A 16269-nucleotide genomic window follows, 5' to 3' on the forward strand; every position below is an offset into this window, starting at 1 on the left:
CTTCAGCCAAGCAAAAAGGGAAAAGCCCATTTTTTTTTCGCTTTTCTAAAAAACTATTGTTTATCTGTTCTTTATGCCTTATTTTATTGCCTTTTTTTTGGGGCTGCCCACTCGCTTCGCTCGGGTCGGGCCATTGCGCAGCTCGCAAGTCTGCTCGGCCCTGCAGCCCTGCGGGCTTTGGTCTGCCGCCTTTGGCGGCCCTGCTCCAGCCCCTCAGCCTGCGGCCCTTTGGGCCTGCAAGACGCAAAAAGCGGTATTCGTCGCTGCGCTCCTCATGCTTTAACATGTCCCCGCCCACCCGCCCCTCTACGGGATTCCTTTAAGGAATCCCTCGGGGCAGCTGGGCCATTTTGGTCCAAACAGGCGGCTTTGCCGCCTGCTGGCCGAAGGCCAGAACGGCCTAGCGATGCGGTGGGGTGGCCGAAGGCCAGACCGAACAAAACGAGCGCTAGCGAAGTTTTGTGAAGGGCCGAGCAGACCTGCGAGCCCCAAAGCGTAGCGCCCGCCGCAGGCGGGAGGCCCCAAAAAAAACGCCTCACAAAAAAATGCGAGGCGTTTAAAGAAAGGGCTTTTATTTTACATCATCGACCAGTAGTTTGTAGCTGGGGTCTTCAATAACATTGACATCGACCACCTTATCGGCATTGGCCAAAAGTTTTCTGCAATCTTCTGAGAGGTGTTTGAGATGGACCTCCTTATTGGCTTTTTGGTAGCGCTCCGTCAGTTTATTGAGGGCCTCAATGGCCGACATATCCACCACTCGGCTTTCGGCAAAATCAATAATCACAACTTCGGGGTCATTTTGCACATCAAACTTCTCATTAAAGGTAGCCACAGAGCCAAAAAATAGGGGGCCATAAATTTCGTAATGTTTGTGGCCATTTTCGTCGATATGCTTGCGGGCGCGAATCCGAACGGCGCTATCCCAAGCAAAAACCAAGGCCGAGATAATCACGCCCACCACCACGGCAAGGGCCAAATTATGCAAAACCAAAGTGACCACCGTAACCAGCACCATCACAAAAATATCAGACTTTGGCATCTTGTTAAAGACCGTAAAACTGGCCCATTCAAAGGTACCAATAGCCACCATAAACATCACGCCAGCTAGGGCCGCAATAGGAAGCTGTTCAATCAAGCCCGCACCAAACATGATAAAAATGAGGAGCATTACGGCCGCCGTAATGCCCGACAAGCGAGCGCGGGCACCACTAGATATATTAATTAAACTTTGGCCCAACATAGCGCAACCACCCATGCCCGAAAACAGGCCAGAGAGAATATTGGCGGTTCCCTGTGCCACGGCTTCGCGGTTGCCAGAACCCCGACTTTCGGTAATCTCATCAATAATATTCAGCGTCAATAAACTTTCGATTAGGCCCACAGCAGCCACCACGCCCGCATAAGGCAAAATAATCTCTAAGGTTTTGAGGCTAAAAGGGACCTCAGGAATATGAAAGGGCGGAAAACTTCCCTGAATCGAGCTAATATCACCTACCGTTTTGGTATCGATCCCAAAAGCCGAGACAATGCCAAAAACGGCCAAAATAGCCACCAAAGAAGAGGGAATGGCCCGAGTCAATTTAGGCAACAGCCAGATAATCAGCATAGAAAGGACCGTCAGGCCAAGCATCATCCACATTTCACTGCCAATCATCCATTGGCCATCTTGCTTAAAATGATCGAATTGAGCGGTAAAAATGATAATGGCCAAACCATTGACAAAACCAAAAATAACAGGATGCGGGACCAGCCGCATAAATTTGCCCAAACGGAAGAGCCCGGCCCCAATTTGGAAAATCCCGGCCAAAACAACGGCCGCAAAAACGTATTCGACCCCATGATGCAAGGCCAATTCGACAATCACCACCGCCACGGCACCCGTTGCGCCCGAAATCATGCCAGGACGACCACCCAAAATAGCGGTAACGATTCCCATCATAAAAGCGGCATAGAGTCCCGTAAGCGGATGTAGACCAGCAATCATGGCAAAGGCTACGGCCTCGGGAATCAAGGCTAGGGCCACGGTTAGGCCTGAGAGTAATTCTTTTTGATAATCTACTTTTTGAGAGAGATCAAAGAGTTGATATTTCTTTTTCATTGGTTAAAACTATTGATTTTCAGTGGGTTGTTTTTTTATTGGCCCAAGCTTGGGCAAAACGGCCACAAAACTAGGCTTTTTTGAGCAAAAGACCCTAAATAACTGAAAAACTTTGTCTTAACAGATGGCAGATTTAATATTAAATCTGCTAGGCAGAATACCGATTTTATCAATTTTAGGCTCAGCTCTGCAATATTTTACGCATCTTTGCGGCGAGCAATACCAAAAAAAAACAATTGGCAAGCGCTCACTAATGATCATTTTGGCCTAAGGGCTCCTATTACTTTTGAATGAATTTGAGAAAGATTTTTGATGAAGGGGGCGAGTGGGTCGAGTTTAAATTAATACTACTTTGCTAACCTTCAAGGAGTTGGGTCTTTCGCAGCCCACGCTAAAAGCAATTGCGGAAATGGGATTTGAAAATCCTAGTGAAATTCAACATGAAGCTATTCCAGAACTACTAGAGCAGGAACGCGACTTTTTGGGCTTGGCCCAAACGGGAACCGGAAAAACCGCTGCTTTTGGTCTGCCGCTCATCGAGCGCATGGATAGCCAAATGCCCCTAACACAGGCATTAATCTTAGCCCCCACTCGTGAGTTGGGCCAACAGATTGCCAAACAATTAGCGCTTTTCGGAAAATACCAGCAGCGAATTAACATGCTTGCCGTTTATGGTGGTGCTCCCATCGTTAAACAACTCAAAGCCCTCCGCTCTGAGACTCAGCATATTATTATTGCTACGCCTGGCCGCTTGATCGATTTACTCAAACGTGGCGCTGTAGACCTCAGAGGTTTGCGCTATTTGGTCCTCGATGAAGCCGATGAGATGCTCAATATGGGCTTTAAAGAAGATCTAGACGAAATTCTAGAATATACCGCCGAAGGTAAAAACCTTTGGTTGTTCTCTGCTACTATGTCTAAGGATATTAAGGGCATCGTAAAACGCTATATGACTAACCCCCTAGAGGTGCAGCTCAATAGCAAGCAAGAGGTCAATGAAAATATCGAACACCAATATGTAGGCCTACACTATAAGGATAAGTCAGAGGCTTTGGGCCGTTTCCTAGACGCTCAACCCGATATGCGGGCCGTGGTTTTCTGCCGCACTCGTCGCAATACTCAGGAATTGGCCGAGCTCTTAATCCAAAGAGGCTATACCGCCGATGCTTTGCATGGCGATTTGTCGCAAGCGCAGCGCGATCAAGTGATGCGCCGCTTCCGCCAACACAACTTGCAGGTCCTTATCGCTACCGATATCGCTGCCCGGGGTATCGATGTGGATGATCTAACGCATGTTTTCCACTACCATTTGCCCGATGACCTTTCTTATTATACGCACCGAAGTGGCCGTACCGCTCGTGCGGGTAAAAAAGGTTTGTCGATCGCTTTTGTAGAAAAACGCGATTTCCACCGCATCCGCCATATCGAAAAGATGTTGGGCCTCAAAATCAAACAAGTAGAAGTGCCTTCTGCGGAGCTGATTCGCAACGAACGCCTCAAAACTTGGTGCAAAAATGTCTTGGACCAATCTATCCGAGCCAACCTTACCGAGGAAATGAAGGAAGAAGCTAATCTGCTTTTTGCCAACCTCAGCAAAGAAGAGCTCATCGGAAAGGTCCTCGCTCATGAGTTGAGTAAAATCCAACTCGGCAAAATGGGCGCCCCTCAGTCTTTCTCTGAAAAAGGTGGAGGAGACCGTGGCCGCTCTGGCCGCAAAGATGGTCGTCGAGGTGGCTATAAAGGCAAGAAAAAAAGTGGTGGTTACGGCAAAGGCCGTCCCAATGACCGCTTTAGCAGCTTCAAGAAAAAGAAGAAGAAAAGAGGGAAGTACTAAACAACGCTCCAACTTCTAAATAAAAAACCTTCTCCAGTTTTTGGGGAAGGTTTTTCTTTTTTTGGGGCTGCCCCTCCCTGCGGTCGGGTCGGGCTGTGTCGGGGCTCGCAAGTCTGCTCGGCCCTGCGCGGGCTTTGCCTGCTAGGTCTGCGGCTTCGCCGCCCCCCTGTCCATCCCTCAGCCTGCGGCGGCTTCGCCGCCTGCAAAACCGCAAAATAGGACCAAAAAAAGCGCTCTGGGTTCTACCAGAACGCTTTAAGCATTTAGTATTCGTCTTCAGGAAAGAAGAAATCACTTTTGGTGGGATAATCATCCCAGATGTCTTCAATGCCTTCGTAATGCTCTCCCTCATCTTCTAGGGCCTGAAGGTTTTCAATCACCTCGATAGGCGCACCAGAGCGGATAGCATAATCAATAAGTTCGTCGCGAGTGGCAGGCCAAGGAGCGTCCTGCAAATAAGAGGCGAGTTCTAACGTCCAATACATAGAGAAATAGAATTTTCGATGGTTTGCTTTTATGTTGTCTTTTAAAGGATTACCCTCTATTTATTCGGGCCCCTCAAAGGCCTGCAAATGTAAGGGCTAGCCGTTAATTTCCATAACGAAAAGAGCGAAAAAAAAGTGGGTCGGCCAAGAAAAAAAAGGACAAAAGTTTAATAAAATCTTATCCTGAGAAATAGCGGCCAAGTCCATTTTTCTTTTTTAATTCGCCCAAAATTATTATTATTCAAAATAAAGATTGGTCTAGCTTATAGGGCAGTCTTCAAGAAGAACAAGATGATTCTATCAGATAAAGCCATTTTAAACTGTATAGCGCAAGGCGAAATCGTTATTGAGCCTTTTGACAGAGCCTGCCTAGGCAGCAATTCCTATGATGTTCACCTAGGAGCCAGCCTAGCCGTTTATGAGGCCGAGGTCCTAGATGCTCGAAAACACAACTCGGTTCGCCGCTTCGAAATTCCCGAAGAAGGCTATGTTTTACAGCCTGGCCAACTTTATTTAGGCGTGACTCAAGAGTACACCGAAACCCATAAACAAGTTCCTTTTTTAGAGGGGAAATCTAGCGTGGGCCGCTTGGGCATTGATATTCATGCCACCGCAGGTAAAGGCGATGTGGGCTTCTGTAACTATTGGACCTTAGAGATTTCTTGTAGCTTGCCCGTCCGCGTATATGCCGGTATGCCTATTGGTCAACTGATTTACTTTGCCCTAGATGGCGAAGTGGAAAATCGCTACAATAAAAAACAAAATGCCAAATACGTAGAGAAAACGCCTTATCCCGTAGAATCTATGATGTGGAAAAATAAGTTCTAATCAAATTTGTCCCCATCAAAGTATTCATCATAAGGCTCCTTTTCTGGGCTATTGGCAAAGACCGCCAAGCCTAAACCGAACATGACCAATACAAGTTTTAGTAAGAAACCTACGGCCGCACCAAAGAGCTGGTTGAGCCAGTCGGTTAACATAAATGGCAGACCAATAAGGTTGACAATTAGGCCCACAAAACCAATGAGGAAAAGCCCAAAGGCAATGAGGGTTAGGGTTGTTTTGTTTTTCATAATTGTAGATGCTATTTCCGTTGAAGCCGCAAACTTACTAAAGAACTATTAGAATTACATTTTGTTCTCGCTCCTTTTCCATCCGAGCAGGCAAAATTAGAGCGAACTAACTAGATACTAACAGTTAATGATCAAACTAATTGAATGTCCAAGGGATGCCATGCAGGGTTTGCATGATTTTATCCCCACTGAAGAGAAGGTAAATTATCTCAATCAATTGCTAAAAGTGGGCTTTCATACCCTAGATTTTGGCAGCTTTGTCTCGCCCAAGGCGATTCCGCAAATGAGAGATACGGCCAAGGTCCTCAGCCAGCTAAATTTGGAGCAGAGCAGCAGCCAGTTGCTAGCTATTGTGGCCAATCAAAGAGGGGCCGAGGATGCCTGCCAATTTGAAGAAATTCGCTACCTAGGCTATCCCTTTTCGGTCTCCGAAACCTTCCAACAACGCAATACTAATGCAAGTATTGCCGATTCTTTGGGCCGAGTAGAGGCGATCCAAAAGCTTTGCCTCAAGCATAATAAGCAGTTGGTGGTTTATGTCTCTATGGGCTTTGGTAACCCTTATGGCGACCCCTGGAATGTAGAACTGGTGCAAAATTGGGTCAATGTCTTGGCCGATATGGGCATCAAAATTATTTCACTTTCAGATACTATTGGGGTGGCTAACCCCCAAATTATCGAATACCTTTTTGCTAATCTGATTCCCCCTTATCCAGATGTGGAGTTTGGCGCCCATTTCCATACTCAAGCCCATAATTGGGAGGAGAAAGTTGTGGCCGCTTACCAAAATAATTGCCGCCGCTTTGATGGGGCGCTCAGAGGATATGGGGGCTGCCCTATGGCCAAAGATGATCTAACGGGCAATATGCCTACCGAAAATCTGGTCTATTATTTTAATAGCCAAAAGGAAGAGCTCGCCCTAAATGAAACGGCCCTGCAAGAAAGCTTGGCCATGGCGCTTGCTGTCTTTCCTCAAAAAACAACGATCTAAGCGAGCAAAGAGATTAGCGCAAGCCCCAAACGGCCAACGGCCGTTTGGGGCTTTTTCATTGGCCCTATCGGCTGAGGGGCTGGAGCAGGGCCGCCGCAGGCGGCAGACCAAAGGCTTTTGAAGCAAAGCGAAAAAGCCTGCAGGGCCGAGCAGACCTGCGAGCTGCGCAATGGCCCGACCCGAGCGAAGCGAGTGGGCAGCCCCAAATCCTAATCCTCATAATACAAACGCGGCACCCTTGGCCCTATCCGAGTTAAGAGCTCATAGGGAATGCTGCCCAAGGCCTTGGCCTGCCCCTCAATGGGCAGCTCTGGACCAAAAAATATGGCTTTATCGCCCGCCCGAACCCTTAGGCCCGAGACATCGGCAAAGCACATGTCCATGCAAACATTGCCCACCAATGGACAAAGTCGCCCCCCTATATAAACCTGCCCCTTGCCATTGCCCAAACCCCTCGGCAAACCATCGCCATAACCAATGGCCAAGGTGGCAATTTCCCTAGCCTGCGGAGCCTTGGCCGCTCGCCCATAGCCAACAGCCTCTCCCGCTTCTAGTTGCTTGACCTGCGAGACCTGGCTGCGCAAACGAGCCACCGCCTGCAAATTCAAGCGCTCGGCAGGGTCTACTCCATGCAAACCAATGCCCAAACGAACCATGTCGTATTGGTAGTCGGCATAGGCCGAAATCCCCGCAGAATTGAGCAGATGCCGCAGGGGCTTCTCTTCTAAAATGGCCTCTATTTGTTCGGCCCAGTGGGCAAAACGCTGGGCCTGCAAATGGGTAAAGGCCTGCTGCTCGGCCTCATCGGCTGCAGCTAGATGCGAGAAGATGCCCGCCACTTGTATATATTGCTTTTTCTCTTTCAAAAAGGCCAAAAGGGCGGGCAATTCCTGGCCCTCAAAGCCCAAACGATGCATGCCCGTATCCAACTCGATATGAATGGGATGAGCAGGGTAGTGGTAACGCTCCAAAAATTGCACAAAGGCCTTGAGCTGGGCCAAACTAAAGATGGAAGGGGCCAAGCGAAATTGTAAGAGGTCCTCAAAGGCCAGGTTTTCACTGTTCATGACCATAATCGGTTGCTGAATGCCCTCTTTCCGCAAGCGCACCCCCTCATCCGCATAGGCTACCCCAAAGTAATCTACCCCCTGATTGGCCAGCAAATGGGCCATCTCATAGCTGCTGCCATAGGCAAAGGCCTTGACCATGACCATCAGCCGAGTGGAGGGCTTGAGCTGCTGCTTGTAGGTCCGCAAATTATGCAAAATAGCCGATTTAGAGAGCTCCAAAACCGAGCGATGCCGCTGCTCGAGTAGGCGCTGACTCAGGCGCTCCAAACGAAAAGAACGCGCCCCCTTGACCAAGATATATTCCGATTGAAAAAGCAACTCATCCGAGACCAAGGCGGCCAAGGCCTGCTCTGTATTGGGATAAAAATTGCGCTCCGGAATAAAGTCAAACTGTGCTTGCTGTCGCTGCATAGCGGCCCCAATGCCCAAGATCCGCTCGATCTGATATTGCTCCAATAATTGGGCAACCTCCGCATAGAGTTGCTCTTCCTCTTGGCCCGATTCCATGATGTCGGAGAGGATGATGCTGGGCCGCAAAAAACGATGCTCCTGATGCTGGGCCATAAATTCTAAAGCATGCCGAAGGCCCAATAAATCATTGCTATAACTATCGTCTAAAATAAGGCAATCTCGACTCCCTTTTTTCCAGCTCAGCCGCATAGGCAATTTGCGCAGCTCCCTAAATCCAGCCTGAATATCGGCCCAAGATAGCCCCCAAAGCAGACAAAAACTCAGGACTTGCATCGCATTTTCTATGGCGGCTTTTCCCCAAAAGGGCAAAACAACTGTTTGCTCTTGACCCGCATAAGCTAGACGCAAAATGCTCTGGCTGCCTTGCTGTTTTTCCGATAAAAGCTGCAACTTAGCTAAGGGCGAGCGGCCCCAACTAAAGCGGCGATCTTCCTCAAAATGCTGCGCGACATACTGGGCCAATTCTCTTTGGTCCAAACAATAAACTAGCTGCTCCACCCCCTCAAAAAGACGCATTTTCTCGGCTAGTTTTTCGCTTCTATTGGCAAAACCTTCATCATGTGCCGAGCCCAAATTACTAAAGAGCCCATATTGGGGCGAAATCATCTTTGCCAGCCGCTGCATCTCGCCCCGCTTCGAAATGCCCGCCTCAATTAGGCCCAACTGATGCTCTGCCCGCAGTTCTAGCAGCGAAAGCGCCACCCCCAACTGAGAATTATAGCTCTTGGGGCTTTTGAGTAGGGCCAAATGCGGCGAAAGCAACTGGTAGAGCCATTCCTTAATAATCGTTTTGCCATTACTGCCCGCAATCCCCAAGATCGGCCCCTCAAATTGCTGCCGATGCCAGGCCGCCCAAGCCTGCAAAAGGGCCAAACTATCAGGAAAATGCAGAAATTCGGCCTTGGGGTAACGCTCTTCCCAACCGCCTTCTTCTACCACAAAATGCCGCAGGCCTTTTTCATAAAGGGCCGGAATATAATCGTGTCCATTGTGCTGTGGCCCCAAACGAGCAAAAAAAATCTGCCGCCCAGCTTCTACCGCCTGCCGACTATCGGTCAATGCCCGCTTGCCTTGCCAAAATGCTCCTCCAAAATCTATTGCTTCCATCCTTCCTGTTTTTTTATGCTGTATTGATTGTTTTTTGGGGCCTCCCGCCTTCGGCGGGCGCTACGGTCCGCAGCTCGCAAGTCTGCTCGGCCCTTCAGCCTTCACTTCGTTTCGGCTTTGGTCTGCCGCTGCGCGGCACTGCTCCCCATCGCTAGGCCAAGAGCGGCATGGCGCTAGGCGACCTTTTGGACCAAAATGGGCCCTAGCCAAACAAAAAAAAGGCTGTCGAAGAGAAATTCGACAGCCTTTTTTGCCTGTTTTAGGGCTTAAATAATGCCTTCTTCGGCTAGGTAGCGCTCGGCATCTAGGGCCGCCATACAGCCAGTACCTGCGGCGGTAATCGCCTGGCGATATACTTTGTCTGCAGCATCTCCACTAACAAAAACACCAGGAATCTTAGTTTTAGAAGTACCCGGCTGATCTACAATGAGGTAGCCAGTTTCATCTGTGGGCAACCACTCCTTAAAGATGTCTGTATTGGGCTTGTGGCCAATAGCAATAAAGACAGCGCCTAGGCTGAGCTCGCTATTTTCTTTCGTTTTATTGTTGATGAGACGAACGCCAGTGACCCCATCATCGCCCAGAATCTCTTCGATCTCGGTATTCCAGTGCACCTCTACATTTTCGGCCTTCTCAATGCGCTCTTGCATAATCTTAGAGGCTCGTAGCTCGTCGCGACGAACAAAGAGGTGTACCTTCGGACAAAGTTTAGACAAATAAAGAGCCTCTTCAGCAGCAGTATCTCCACCACCAACTACAGAGACTTCTTGTCCACGGAAGAAAAAGCCATCACAAACCGCACAGGCAGAAACACCTTTGTTCATTAGCCTTTTTTCAGAATCTAGCCCCAGCCATTTGGCCGAAGCACCCGTGGCAATCACTACAGAATGAGCATGGATCTCTTCTCCACCTTCGGTCCAAGCCTTATGCACAGGACCAGAAAAGTCTACTTTGTCAATCATGACTCCGGTGTGGATCTCCGTGCCAAAACGGGCCGCCTGATTGCGGAAGTCTTCCATCATTTCAGGTCCCATGATGCCTTTGGGATAACCCGGGAAGTTTTCTACATCTGTTGTGATCATCAGCTGACCACCTGGCTCTTTTCCTGTATAAAGTACAGGCTCCATATTGGCTCTAGAAGCATAAATTGCAGCGGTGTAGCCTGCAGGACCAGAACCGATAATGAGACATTTGACTGTTTTGGGCATAACTATATATATATTATGTGTAGGTATAAGATTTATATTAAAAATTCCTGCTACAAAGGTATTGAATTCCAGTTAGGCAAACAAGTTTTACCGCTTAGGGTTTGTTAAGCCTAAAATAAAGTCTTTTCCTTTTGAGGCTGCTTTTTATCCATTATGCTTAGTCAGAGGGGCTGTTAGACCAACTTCTACTTGCTCTCCCAGCTGCCACGGAGCCAATCTGACGGAGCAATACGGTCCCGTGGCTGGATCTAAGCGCATATTATTTCTACAAGCTACTCCCCTAAGCGAAATGATAAGCAAGGGCGTAGCGTTCAAAATACGGCCTTAGCATATTTTGAAATAGAAAAAGGGGCAAAACTGTAGTTTTGCCCCTTTGGGTGTAGTCTTATTTTTTGCTTAATGGTTTAGAACCATCCAGCGCCCAAGGCTTCACGGAAAGGCCAAGGGATACCGGCTAGCATAAGGACCAGGCCGATAAGGTAGAACATAAACTGCGTTTTATAGCGAGCGGGGGCATCGTCTAGGCGTTTGGCTCGGCTATAGCCAATAGTAATGGCCACCACAGCAAGGACCATCATACTAATATGCTCTACGGCATAAAAGCGGAGATAAGTATCTTTCATCATGCCTTCTACAAACTGCACCTTAGGGCTCATAAAATAGAGAATGAGTCCGAGGAGGAACTGTGTATGTGTAAAAATGAGGGCAAAAAGCGGTAGTTTTTTATCGCTGTTTAGGTACTCTTGTTTATTGGCTTTCCATTTTTGGAAAGAGGTCACAATAGCGAGTAAAAGAAAGATCAGTACTAGCCAGCGGAGGCCCGAGTGAGCGTGTTGTAGTCCGTTTAACATAAGTTTAGTTGCATTTATACATTAAAAAATGATCCTTGTCAGAAGGGGCTTCAAAGGTAATTAGGGGGCTTGATATAAGGAAAAAAAGAACTGTTTTTTATCAGACTTTATCTAAATAAGCGGCAGGGCCTAGGGGCTTAGTTTCTCAAAAAAAAGGCTTATTTTAGCCGCATTAAAGTATAAAAGCAGTATGCAAACAACGATTAATGCGGCGGGGCGACTTTTGGACCTCTCTTCTCCGAAGATTATGGGGATACTCAACCTAACGCCAGATTCATTTTATGATGGCGGGCGTTATTTGGGGGAAGAGGCTTATTTGGAGCAAGTGGAGCGAATGATTGGAGAGGGGCTAGACATTTTAGATATTGGTGGTGCATCGACTAAGCCTGGGGCGCTGGCAGTTTCTGCAGAGGAGGAGTTAAAGCGAATTTTGGGGCCATTAAGGCGCATTCGGCAAGAGTTTCCAGATTTATTGATCAGCATTGATAGTTATTGGGCCGAAGTTATAGAGGCTACAGCGGCCGAGGGCATTCATTTGGTCAATGATATATCGGCGGGGGCTATAGACCCTAAACTTTGGCCGATAGTGGCCAAGTTGGGATTGCCTTATGTATTGATGCATATGCAGGGGCGGCCAGAAACGATGCAAGATAAACCCCAATATGAGTCAGTAGTTTTAGAAGTCTATGACTTTTTTGTGGAGCGTCTGGGCGCCTTGCGTCAGTTGGGCGTTAAAGATATTATATTGGACCTTGGCTATGGTTTTGGAAAAAGCCTGGGGCAGAACTACCAGTTATTGGCGGGGGGGCAAGCTTTTCGGCAATTGGGACTGCCTATTTTAGCGGGGGTTTCTCGCAAATCTATGCTGTACAAACTTTTGGATAGCCAACCGCAGGAAGTTTTGCCCGCTACTACTGCGGCGCATATTTTTGCCCTAGAAGAAGGGGCTCGCATTTTGCGGGTACATGATGTAGAAGCGGCTCGTCAGGCTATAGGAGTTTGGCAGGCCTATCAGCAAGCAAAAGAAGAATTAAAGATAAACTAGTTTATGGAACTAACGACTAAACGTGTTTTGGGCCTAGAACTACCTACCGACCCACGTTGGGTAGATTTGGCGGCCATGCAATTGGAAGATATTTTGACCGATCATGCTTATTGTGAGCAAAAGGCGGCGACCAGCTGCATTTCGCTCATTCAGCGTTATTCGGATTACGAGCGCTTGGTGGCTGAACTCGCCCCCATTGTTACGGAAGAGTGGGGCCATTTTCGTTCGGTTTTGAAAGAGCTCAAAAAGCGGGGCTTAAAGTTGGGGCGGCAGCGCAAAGACGAGTACGTCAATAAGTTGTTTACCTTTGTGCGCAAAGGGGGGCGTCCAGAAACGGCCTTATTAGATAAGCTTTTGGTTTGTGCTATGATTGAGGCTCGAAGTTGTGAGCGTTTTCGTTTGTTGGCCACCCAATTAGAAGAAGAGCATCTGCGTAAGTTTTACCATGGGTTTATGGTTGCTGAGGCGGGGCATTATAAGCTCTTTTTATCTTTGGCCAAAGAGTATTGTGGAGAAGAAACGAGCATGGCTCGTTGGAAAGAGTGTTTGGCTTTTGAGGCGGAGATTTTGGCTAGTATGGAAGTGCGGGCCGACCGCATGCACTAGTTTGGGCAGGCCTTGCTCCCTTTGGATGGAACAGGGCGCGCAGCGCCCGCAAAGGAGCGTAGCGACTGGCTGGCTATAGCCAAATTTAAACGCACTCACTTTTATAGTTTGCAGCAATTTCCCGCTAGTCGGCCCTATTTTTCTCGGTCATAGCGAAGGCTATGCCCTTAAAAAATAGCTGGCCTAGCCAAAAAATCATAGCAAAGACGACCAAAGCAGCGCGATTAAATCTGGCTGAGGGATGGATAGGGGGGCGGCGCAGCCGCAGACCCAAGGCAGGCATTGCCTGCCTGCAGGGCCGAGCGAACAGCGAGCCCCGACACAGCCCGACCCGAGCCGATAGGCGAGGGGCAGCCCCAAAAAAACAATAAGCATAGCCTCCTTAGGGAGGAGAACTCTTAAAATAGGGGCTTCTCGGCGGCTTTTGTCCTTTTTTCTGTAACTTATGAGGGTGTGAAAGACTTATCCCTTTAATTTCCCCCAAAATATATATTTATATGCGTCATATTCTACTTTTATTGATGGGCTGTATGCTATTGGCTGGCCCCTCGCTTTTTGCTCAGCAGGGTTGTAATACCGTTTTTGACCAAAAAGTAAGCATGAGTGATCGTCAAAAGATTCGCTCCAAATCTATTATTGTTCATAGTCAGACCTCTTTGAGTTATCAATTTGTTTTGCAGGTTGATGATGATGGGATTATTTTGGAAGTAACCTCTACCGATGAGCATCCTTTGGAAAAGGGGAATACTAAAATCATGTTGATTTCGACTAGTGGGGAAAAGCGTTTGTACGACTTTATTTCGACGGCGGAGCAGATTAAGGTAGGGAACCGCAAGGGCTACCAAAACAGTATTCAGCTCAATATGGAAAACCTCAAGTGGTTGGCGGTGAATAAAGTGCGGACCCTTCGATTGGTAGATATGACCGTGAGTAAAATGTATGTTCGTCCGGTTTCGAGTACGCGCCAAGAGGAATTGAAAAACACGGCTTATTGCTTAACGCAGGTGATCAACCAAGACCTCTTGCCCTATAAAGAAGTGAATGTTACCATTGCTGGGGCGAAGAAATCGGGGCCAGTGGCCTCTTCTAGAGGGGGTGAAAAGCCCAAGGAGGACCCCAAGAAAAACAACTCTACGGCATTGATTGCCCGGGCGCAATCTTCTCCTTGCGAAGAATTTTCGGATGAGGAGATTAAGAAATTGAAGTATGAGTTGAACGTACAAAAAGAATTGACGCAGGAAGCGATTCGGAACGAAAAGCAGAAGGCGGCGGATGCTCGGGAGAGTATTCAGCGTTCTTTGGCTACGGCTCGGGAGAATGCTTCTAAGGAAAAATCGGCCATTGCGGAAGAGGTGGTTGCAGTGCGTCAGAAGGCCCAGGAGGAGATTGCCAAGGCCAGAGAGGCTATGCGCAAAGCCATTGAGGATGCGCAGGCCACCGCCAACAGCTTGATTGAAAAAGCGCAGTTGGAGGCCATGCAAGTTCGGCAAAAGGCGGATGCTAAAATTAGTGAGATTCAGGCCAATGAGGCCAAGAAAGTAGCTGAGGCCCAAAAGAGTGCTGCCGAGCGGATCAAAAGTGCCAAAGAGCAGTACGTATCGGCCAAGGCGCAGTATGATGCTGAGGTAGAGCTAGCCAAAGAAACCTCTGATGAAAAAATCAAGAGCATTCAGGAAGAAATGGCAGCGGAAATTGCGGCGGCTAAAGAGAAGGCCAAAAAACAACAAAACCTAACCGCTGCGGATGTAGACCAGTCTCGCAAGACGGCTGCAGAGAAAATTGCCGAGGCCGAAATTGCGGCCGCCAAAAGCATTGCGGCAGCCAGAGAAAAAGCGGCCAAGGAAAAAGAATTGATTCAGATGGATGTTTTGGAGGCGCGCCGCAAAGCCGCCGAAGACATTGCCTCTGCTCAGGAGAAATCGGCCCAATCGGTGGCGGCAGCCCTAGAAAAGGCGGCCACAGAAAGAGAGGCCATTGCCGCTCAGATTGAGAAAGAACGCAAAATTGCCGCTGATGAAATTGCCCGAATTAAGTCGGAAATTAGAGAAGATAAAGCCGATGCAGCCAAAGAAAAAGCCCAAACTGCCGAAGAGGTAGCCGAGGCGAAAAAGAAAGCCGCAGCGGAAATTGCCAACTCTAAGGAATTGACCAATGAGGAGGTGATCAAAGCTAGAGAAGAGGCCCAAAGCATGAAGCGCAAATTGGCAGCCGATGTGGCCACAGCCAAAGTGAAGGCCGAAGAAGAAATTCAGCGCATCCAGAAAGAAATTCAGGAGCAAATTAAGGCCGCCAAAGCCAGAGAGGCTGAAATTAAGGCCGCTGCCGCTAAGGAAATTGCCCAGGCCAAAGAAAAGGCCGCCGAGCAAATTGCCGCAGCAGATGCCGAAGCTCAAAAAGAAGCACAGCAGGCCAGCAAAGATGCCGCCGCCGCTAAGGCCAGATATGCCGAGGCGGTACAGAAAGCCCAGGCTGAAGCCGTGAAAAAGCAAAAGGAAATTCAAGAAAAGGTACAATCTGATATCATTACGGCTAGAGCCAAGGCCGATGAGGTGAGCCGTATGTCTCAGGACGAAATGAAAGAGACCAAGGAAATTGCTGCCGAGGAGGTCCTTTTGGCCCAAGAAAGAGCCCTAAAAGAGATTGCCGAATTGCGCAAAAAGGTCGCTTCAGAAAAGGCGGCCGCCTATGCCGATATGGCTGCCTCTGATCAGGAAAAGGCGAAGAAAATTGCCGAAAATAGAGAGGCTCAAGCCGAGGCCATCCGCGCCGATAAGGAAAAAGCCGCTATCGAACGCCAAAAGATTTTGAGCGAAGTGGCCGCCACCAAAGAAACGGCCGCCTTTGAAATTGCAAAAACTAAGGAAGAATCGGCCAAAGCCATTCAGGAGATTCGCAGCAAAACCGTTTTGGCCGAAAAAGCCGAAACCGAACGCCTACTTAAGGTGAAGGAGAATGTAGCCAACCAAATTGCCGATACCAAGGAAAAAGGCGCTAGCGAAATTGCCTTGGCCAAAAAGGAAACTGCAGCCAAAAAGCAAGAATTGCAAGACTCGCTCAATGCAGTCATGAAACTCAATGCCGAGCAAATTGCCAAGGCCCAAGAAAATGCGGCCCAGAAAATTACCGAGGCTAAAAAACGCTCTGAAGAGGAAATCAAAAGCATTCAGGCCGATAATCTTGCCGCCAAACAAAAACTAGCCGAAAACCTCAAGGCCGTGGAGGTGGAGAATATGGCGAAGATTGAAGCTGCACGCAAAGCCACCCAAGAGCAACTGGATAAAATTCAGGCAGAAATTAAAGAGAAGGAAAATAAATTGGCCTTCTTGAGAAAACAGATTGAAGATGAGGAGAATGCCCTTAAGAAAATTAAATCTGAACGCCGACTAGAAGAAGGTAAATAGCGCCTGATTTAACTAGTTTAGAGCCC

12 protein-coding genes are annotated in these 16269 nt (G+C 48.3%); 6 read left to right on the plus strand and 6 right to left on the minus strand.

All coding sequences use genetic code 11. The features are described 5' to 3' along the window. Nucleotides 1–571: 571 nt before the first annotated feature. Nucleotides 572–2101, minus strand: coding sequence for a SulP family inorganic anion transporter (locus tag OP864_RS11760; protein ID WP_015693261.1), 1530 nt, complete (start codon nucleotides 2099–2101; stop codon nucleotides 572–574). A 409-nt stretch (nucleotides 2102–2510) separates the two neighbouring features. Between OP864_RS11760 and OP864_RS11765 the strand changes: the two genes are divergently transcribed. Then, nucleotides 2511–3935, plus strand: a complete 1425-nt coding sequence (locus tag OP864_RS11765; protein WP_270098370.1) for a DEAD/DEAH box helicase — start codon at nucleotides 2511–2513, stop codon at nucleotides 3933–3935. A 263-nt stretch (nucleotides 3936–4198) separates the two neighbouring features. Here OP864_RS11765 and OP864_RS11770 read toward each other — a convergent pair whose 3' ends face one another. Beyond that, the gene (locus OP864_RS11770; RefSeq protein ID WP_002657397.1) at nucleotides 4199–4420 is read right to left on the minus strand and encodes a DUF2795 domain-containing protein; all 222 of its coding nucleotides are present in this window, start codon (nucleotides 4418–4420) and stop codon (nucleotides 4199–4201) included. Between the two features lie 291 nt (nucleotides 4421–4711). Here OP864_RS11770 and dcd point away from each other — a divergent pair, with 291 nt between their 5' ends. Then, complete coding sequence (gene dcd / locus OP864_RS11775) at nucleotides 4712–5248, plus strand: dCTP deaminase (RefSeq protein ID WP_015693264.1); 537 nt, start codon at nucleotides 4712–4714, stop codon at nucleotides 5246–5248. On the opposite strand, the gene OP864_RS11780 is transcribed toward dcd, so the two are convergent. After that, a complete protein-coding gene (locus OP864_RS11780) occupies nucleotides 5245–5493 on the minus strand; it encodes a hypothetical protein (protein WP_015693265.1) in 249 nt (82 codons plus the stop codon). The genes dcd and OP864_RS11780 overlap by 4 nt on opposite strands. 127 nt (nucleotides 5494–5620) lie before the next feature. Here OP864_RS11780 and OP864_RS11785 point away from each other — a divergent pair, with 127 nt between their 5' ends. After that, on the plus strand, nucleotides 5621–6484 hold the full coding sequence (locus OP864_RS11785) for a hydroxymethylglutaryl-CoA lyase (protein ID WP_270098371.1): 864 nt from the start codon (nucleotides 5621–5623) through the stop codon (nucleotides 6482–6484). A 209-nt stretch (nucleotides 6485–6693) separates the two neighbouring features. Here the strand turns inward: OP864_RS11785 and OP864_RS11790 are convergent, their stop codons facing one another. The 3 genes from OP864_RS11790 to OP864_RS11800 form a co-directional block, all read right to left on the minus strand. Then, nucleotides 6694–9132, minus strand: coding sequence for a bifunctional UDP-N-acetylmuramoyl-tripeptide:D-alanyl-D-alanine ligase/alanine racemase (locus tag OP864_RS11790; RefSeq protein WP_270098372.1), 2439 nt, complete (start codon nucleotides 9130–9132; stop codon nucleotides 6694–6696). A gap of 266 nt (nucleotides 9133–9398) precedes the next feature. Further along, entirely contained in the window at nucleotides 9399–10340 is a 942-nt protein-coding gene (gene trxB / locus OP864_RS11795) for a thioredoxin-disulfide reductase (RefSeq protein WP_270098373.1), read from the minus strand. A 404-nt stretch (nucleotides 10341–10744) separates the two neighbouring features. Continuing rightward, nucleotides 10745–11191, minus strand: a complete 447-nt coding sequence (locus OP864_RS11800) for a cytochrome B (protein ID WP_270098374.1) — start codon at nucleotides 11189–11191, stop codon at nucleotides 10745–10747. A gap of 190 nt (nucleotides 11192–11381) precedes the next feature. On the opposite strand from OP864_RS11800, the gene folP reads away from it, so the two are divergent. From folP to OP864_RS11815, 3 genes are all read left to right on the plus strand, one after another. Then, nucleotides 11382–12236 (plus strand): dihydropteroate synthase, encoded by an 855-nt coding sequence (gene folP, locus OP864_RS11805; protein ID WP_270098375.1) that lies wholly within the window; start codon nucleotides 11382–11384, stop codon nucleotides 12234–12236. 3 nt (nucleotides 12237–12239) lie between these two features. Further along, nucleotides 12240–12842, plus strand: a complete 603-nt coding sequence (locus OP864_RS11810; RefSeq protein ID WP_270098376.1) for a MiaE family protein — start codon at nucleotides 12240–12242, stop codon at nucleotides 12840–12842. 497 nt (nucleotides 12843–13339) lie between these two features. Then, the gene (locus OP864_RS11815) at nucleotides 13340–16243 is read left to right on the plus strand and encodes a hypothetical protein (protein ID WP_270098377.1); all 2904 of its coding nucleotides are present in this window, start codon (nucleotides 13340–13342) and stop codon (nucleotides 16241–16243) included. Nucleotides 16244–16269 lie beyond the last annotated feature (26 nt).

The organism is Saprospira grandis, assembly GCF_027594745.1.
Classification (GTDB): domain Bacteria; phylum Bacteroidota; class Bacteroidia; order Chitinophagales; family Saprospiraceae; genus Saprospira; species Saprospira grandis.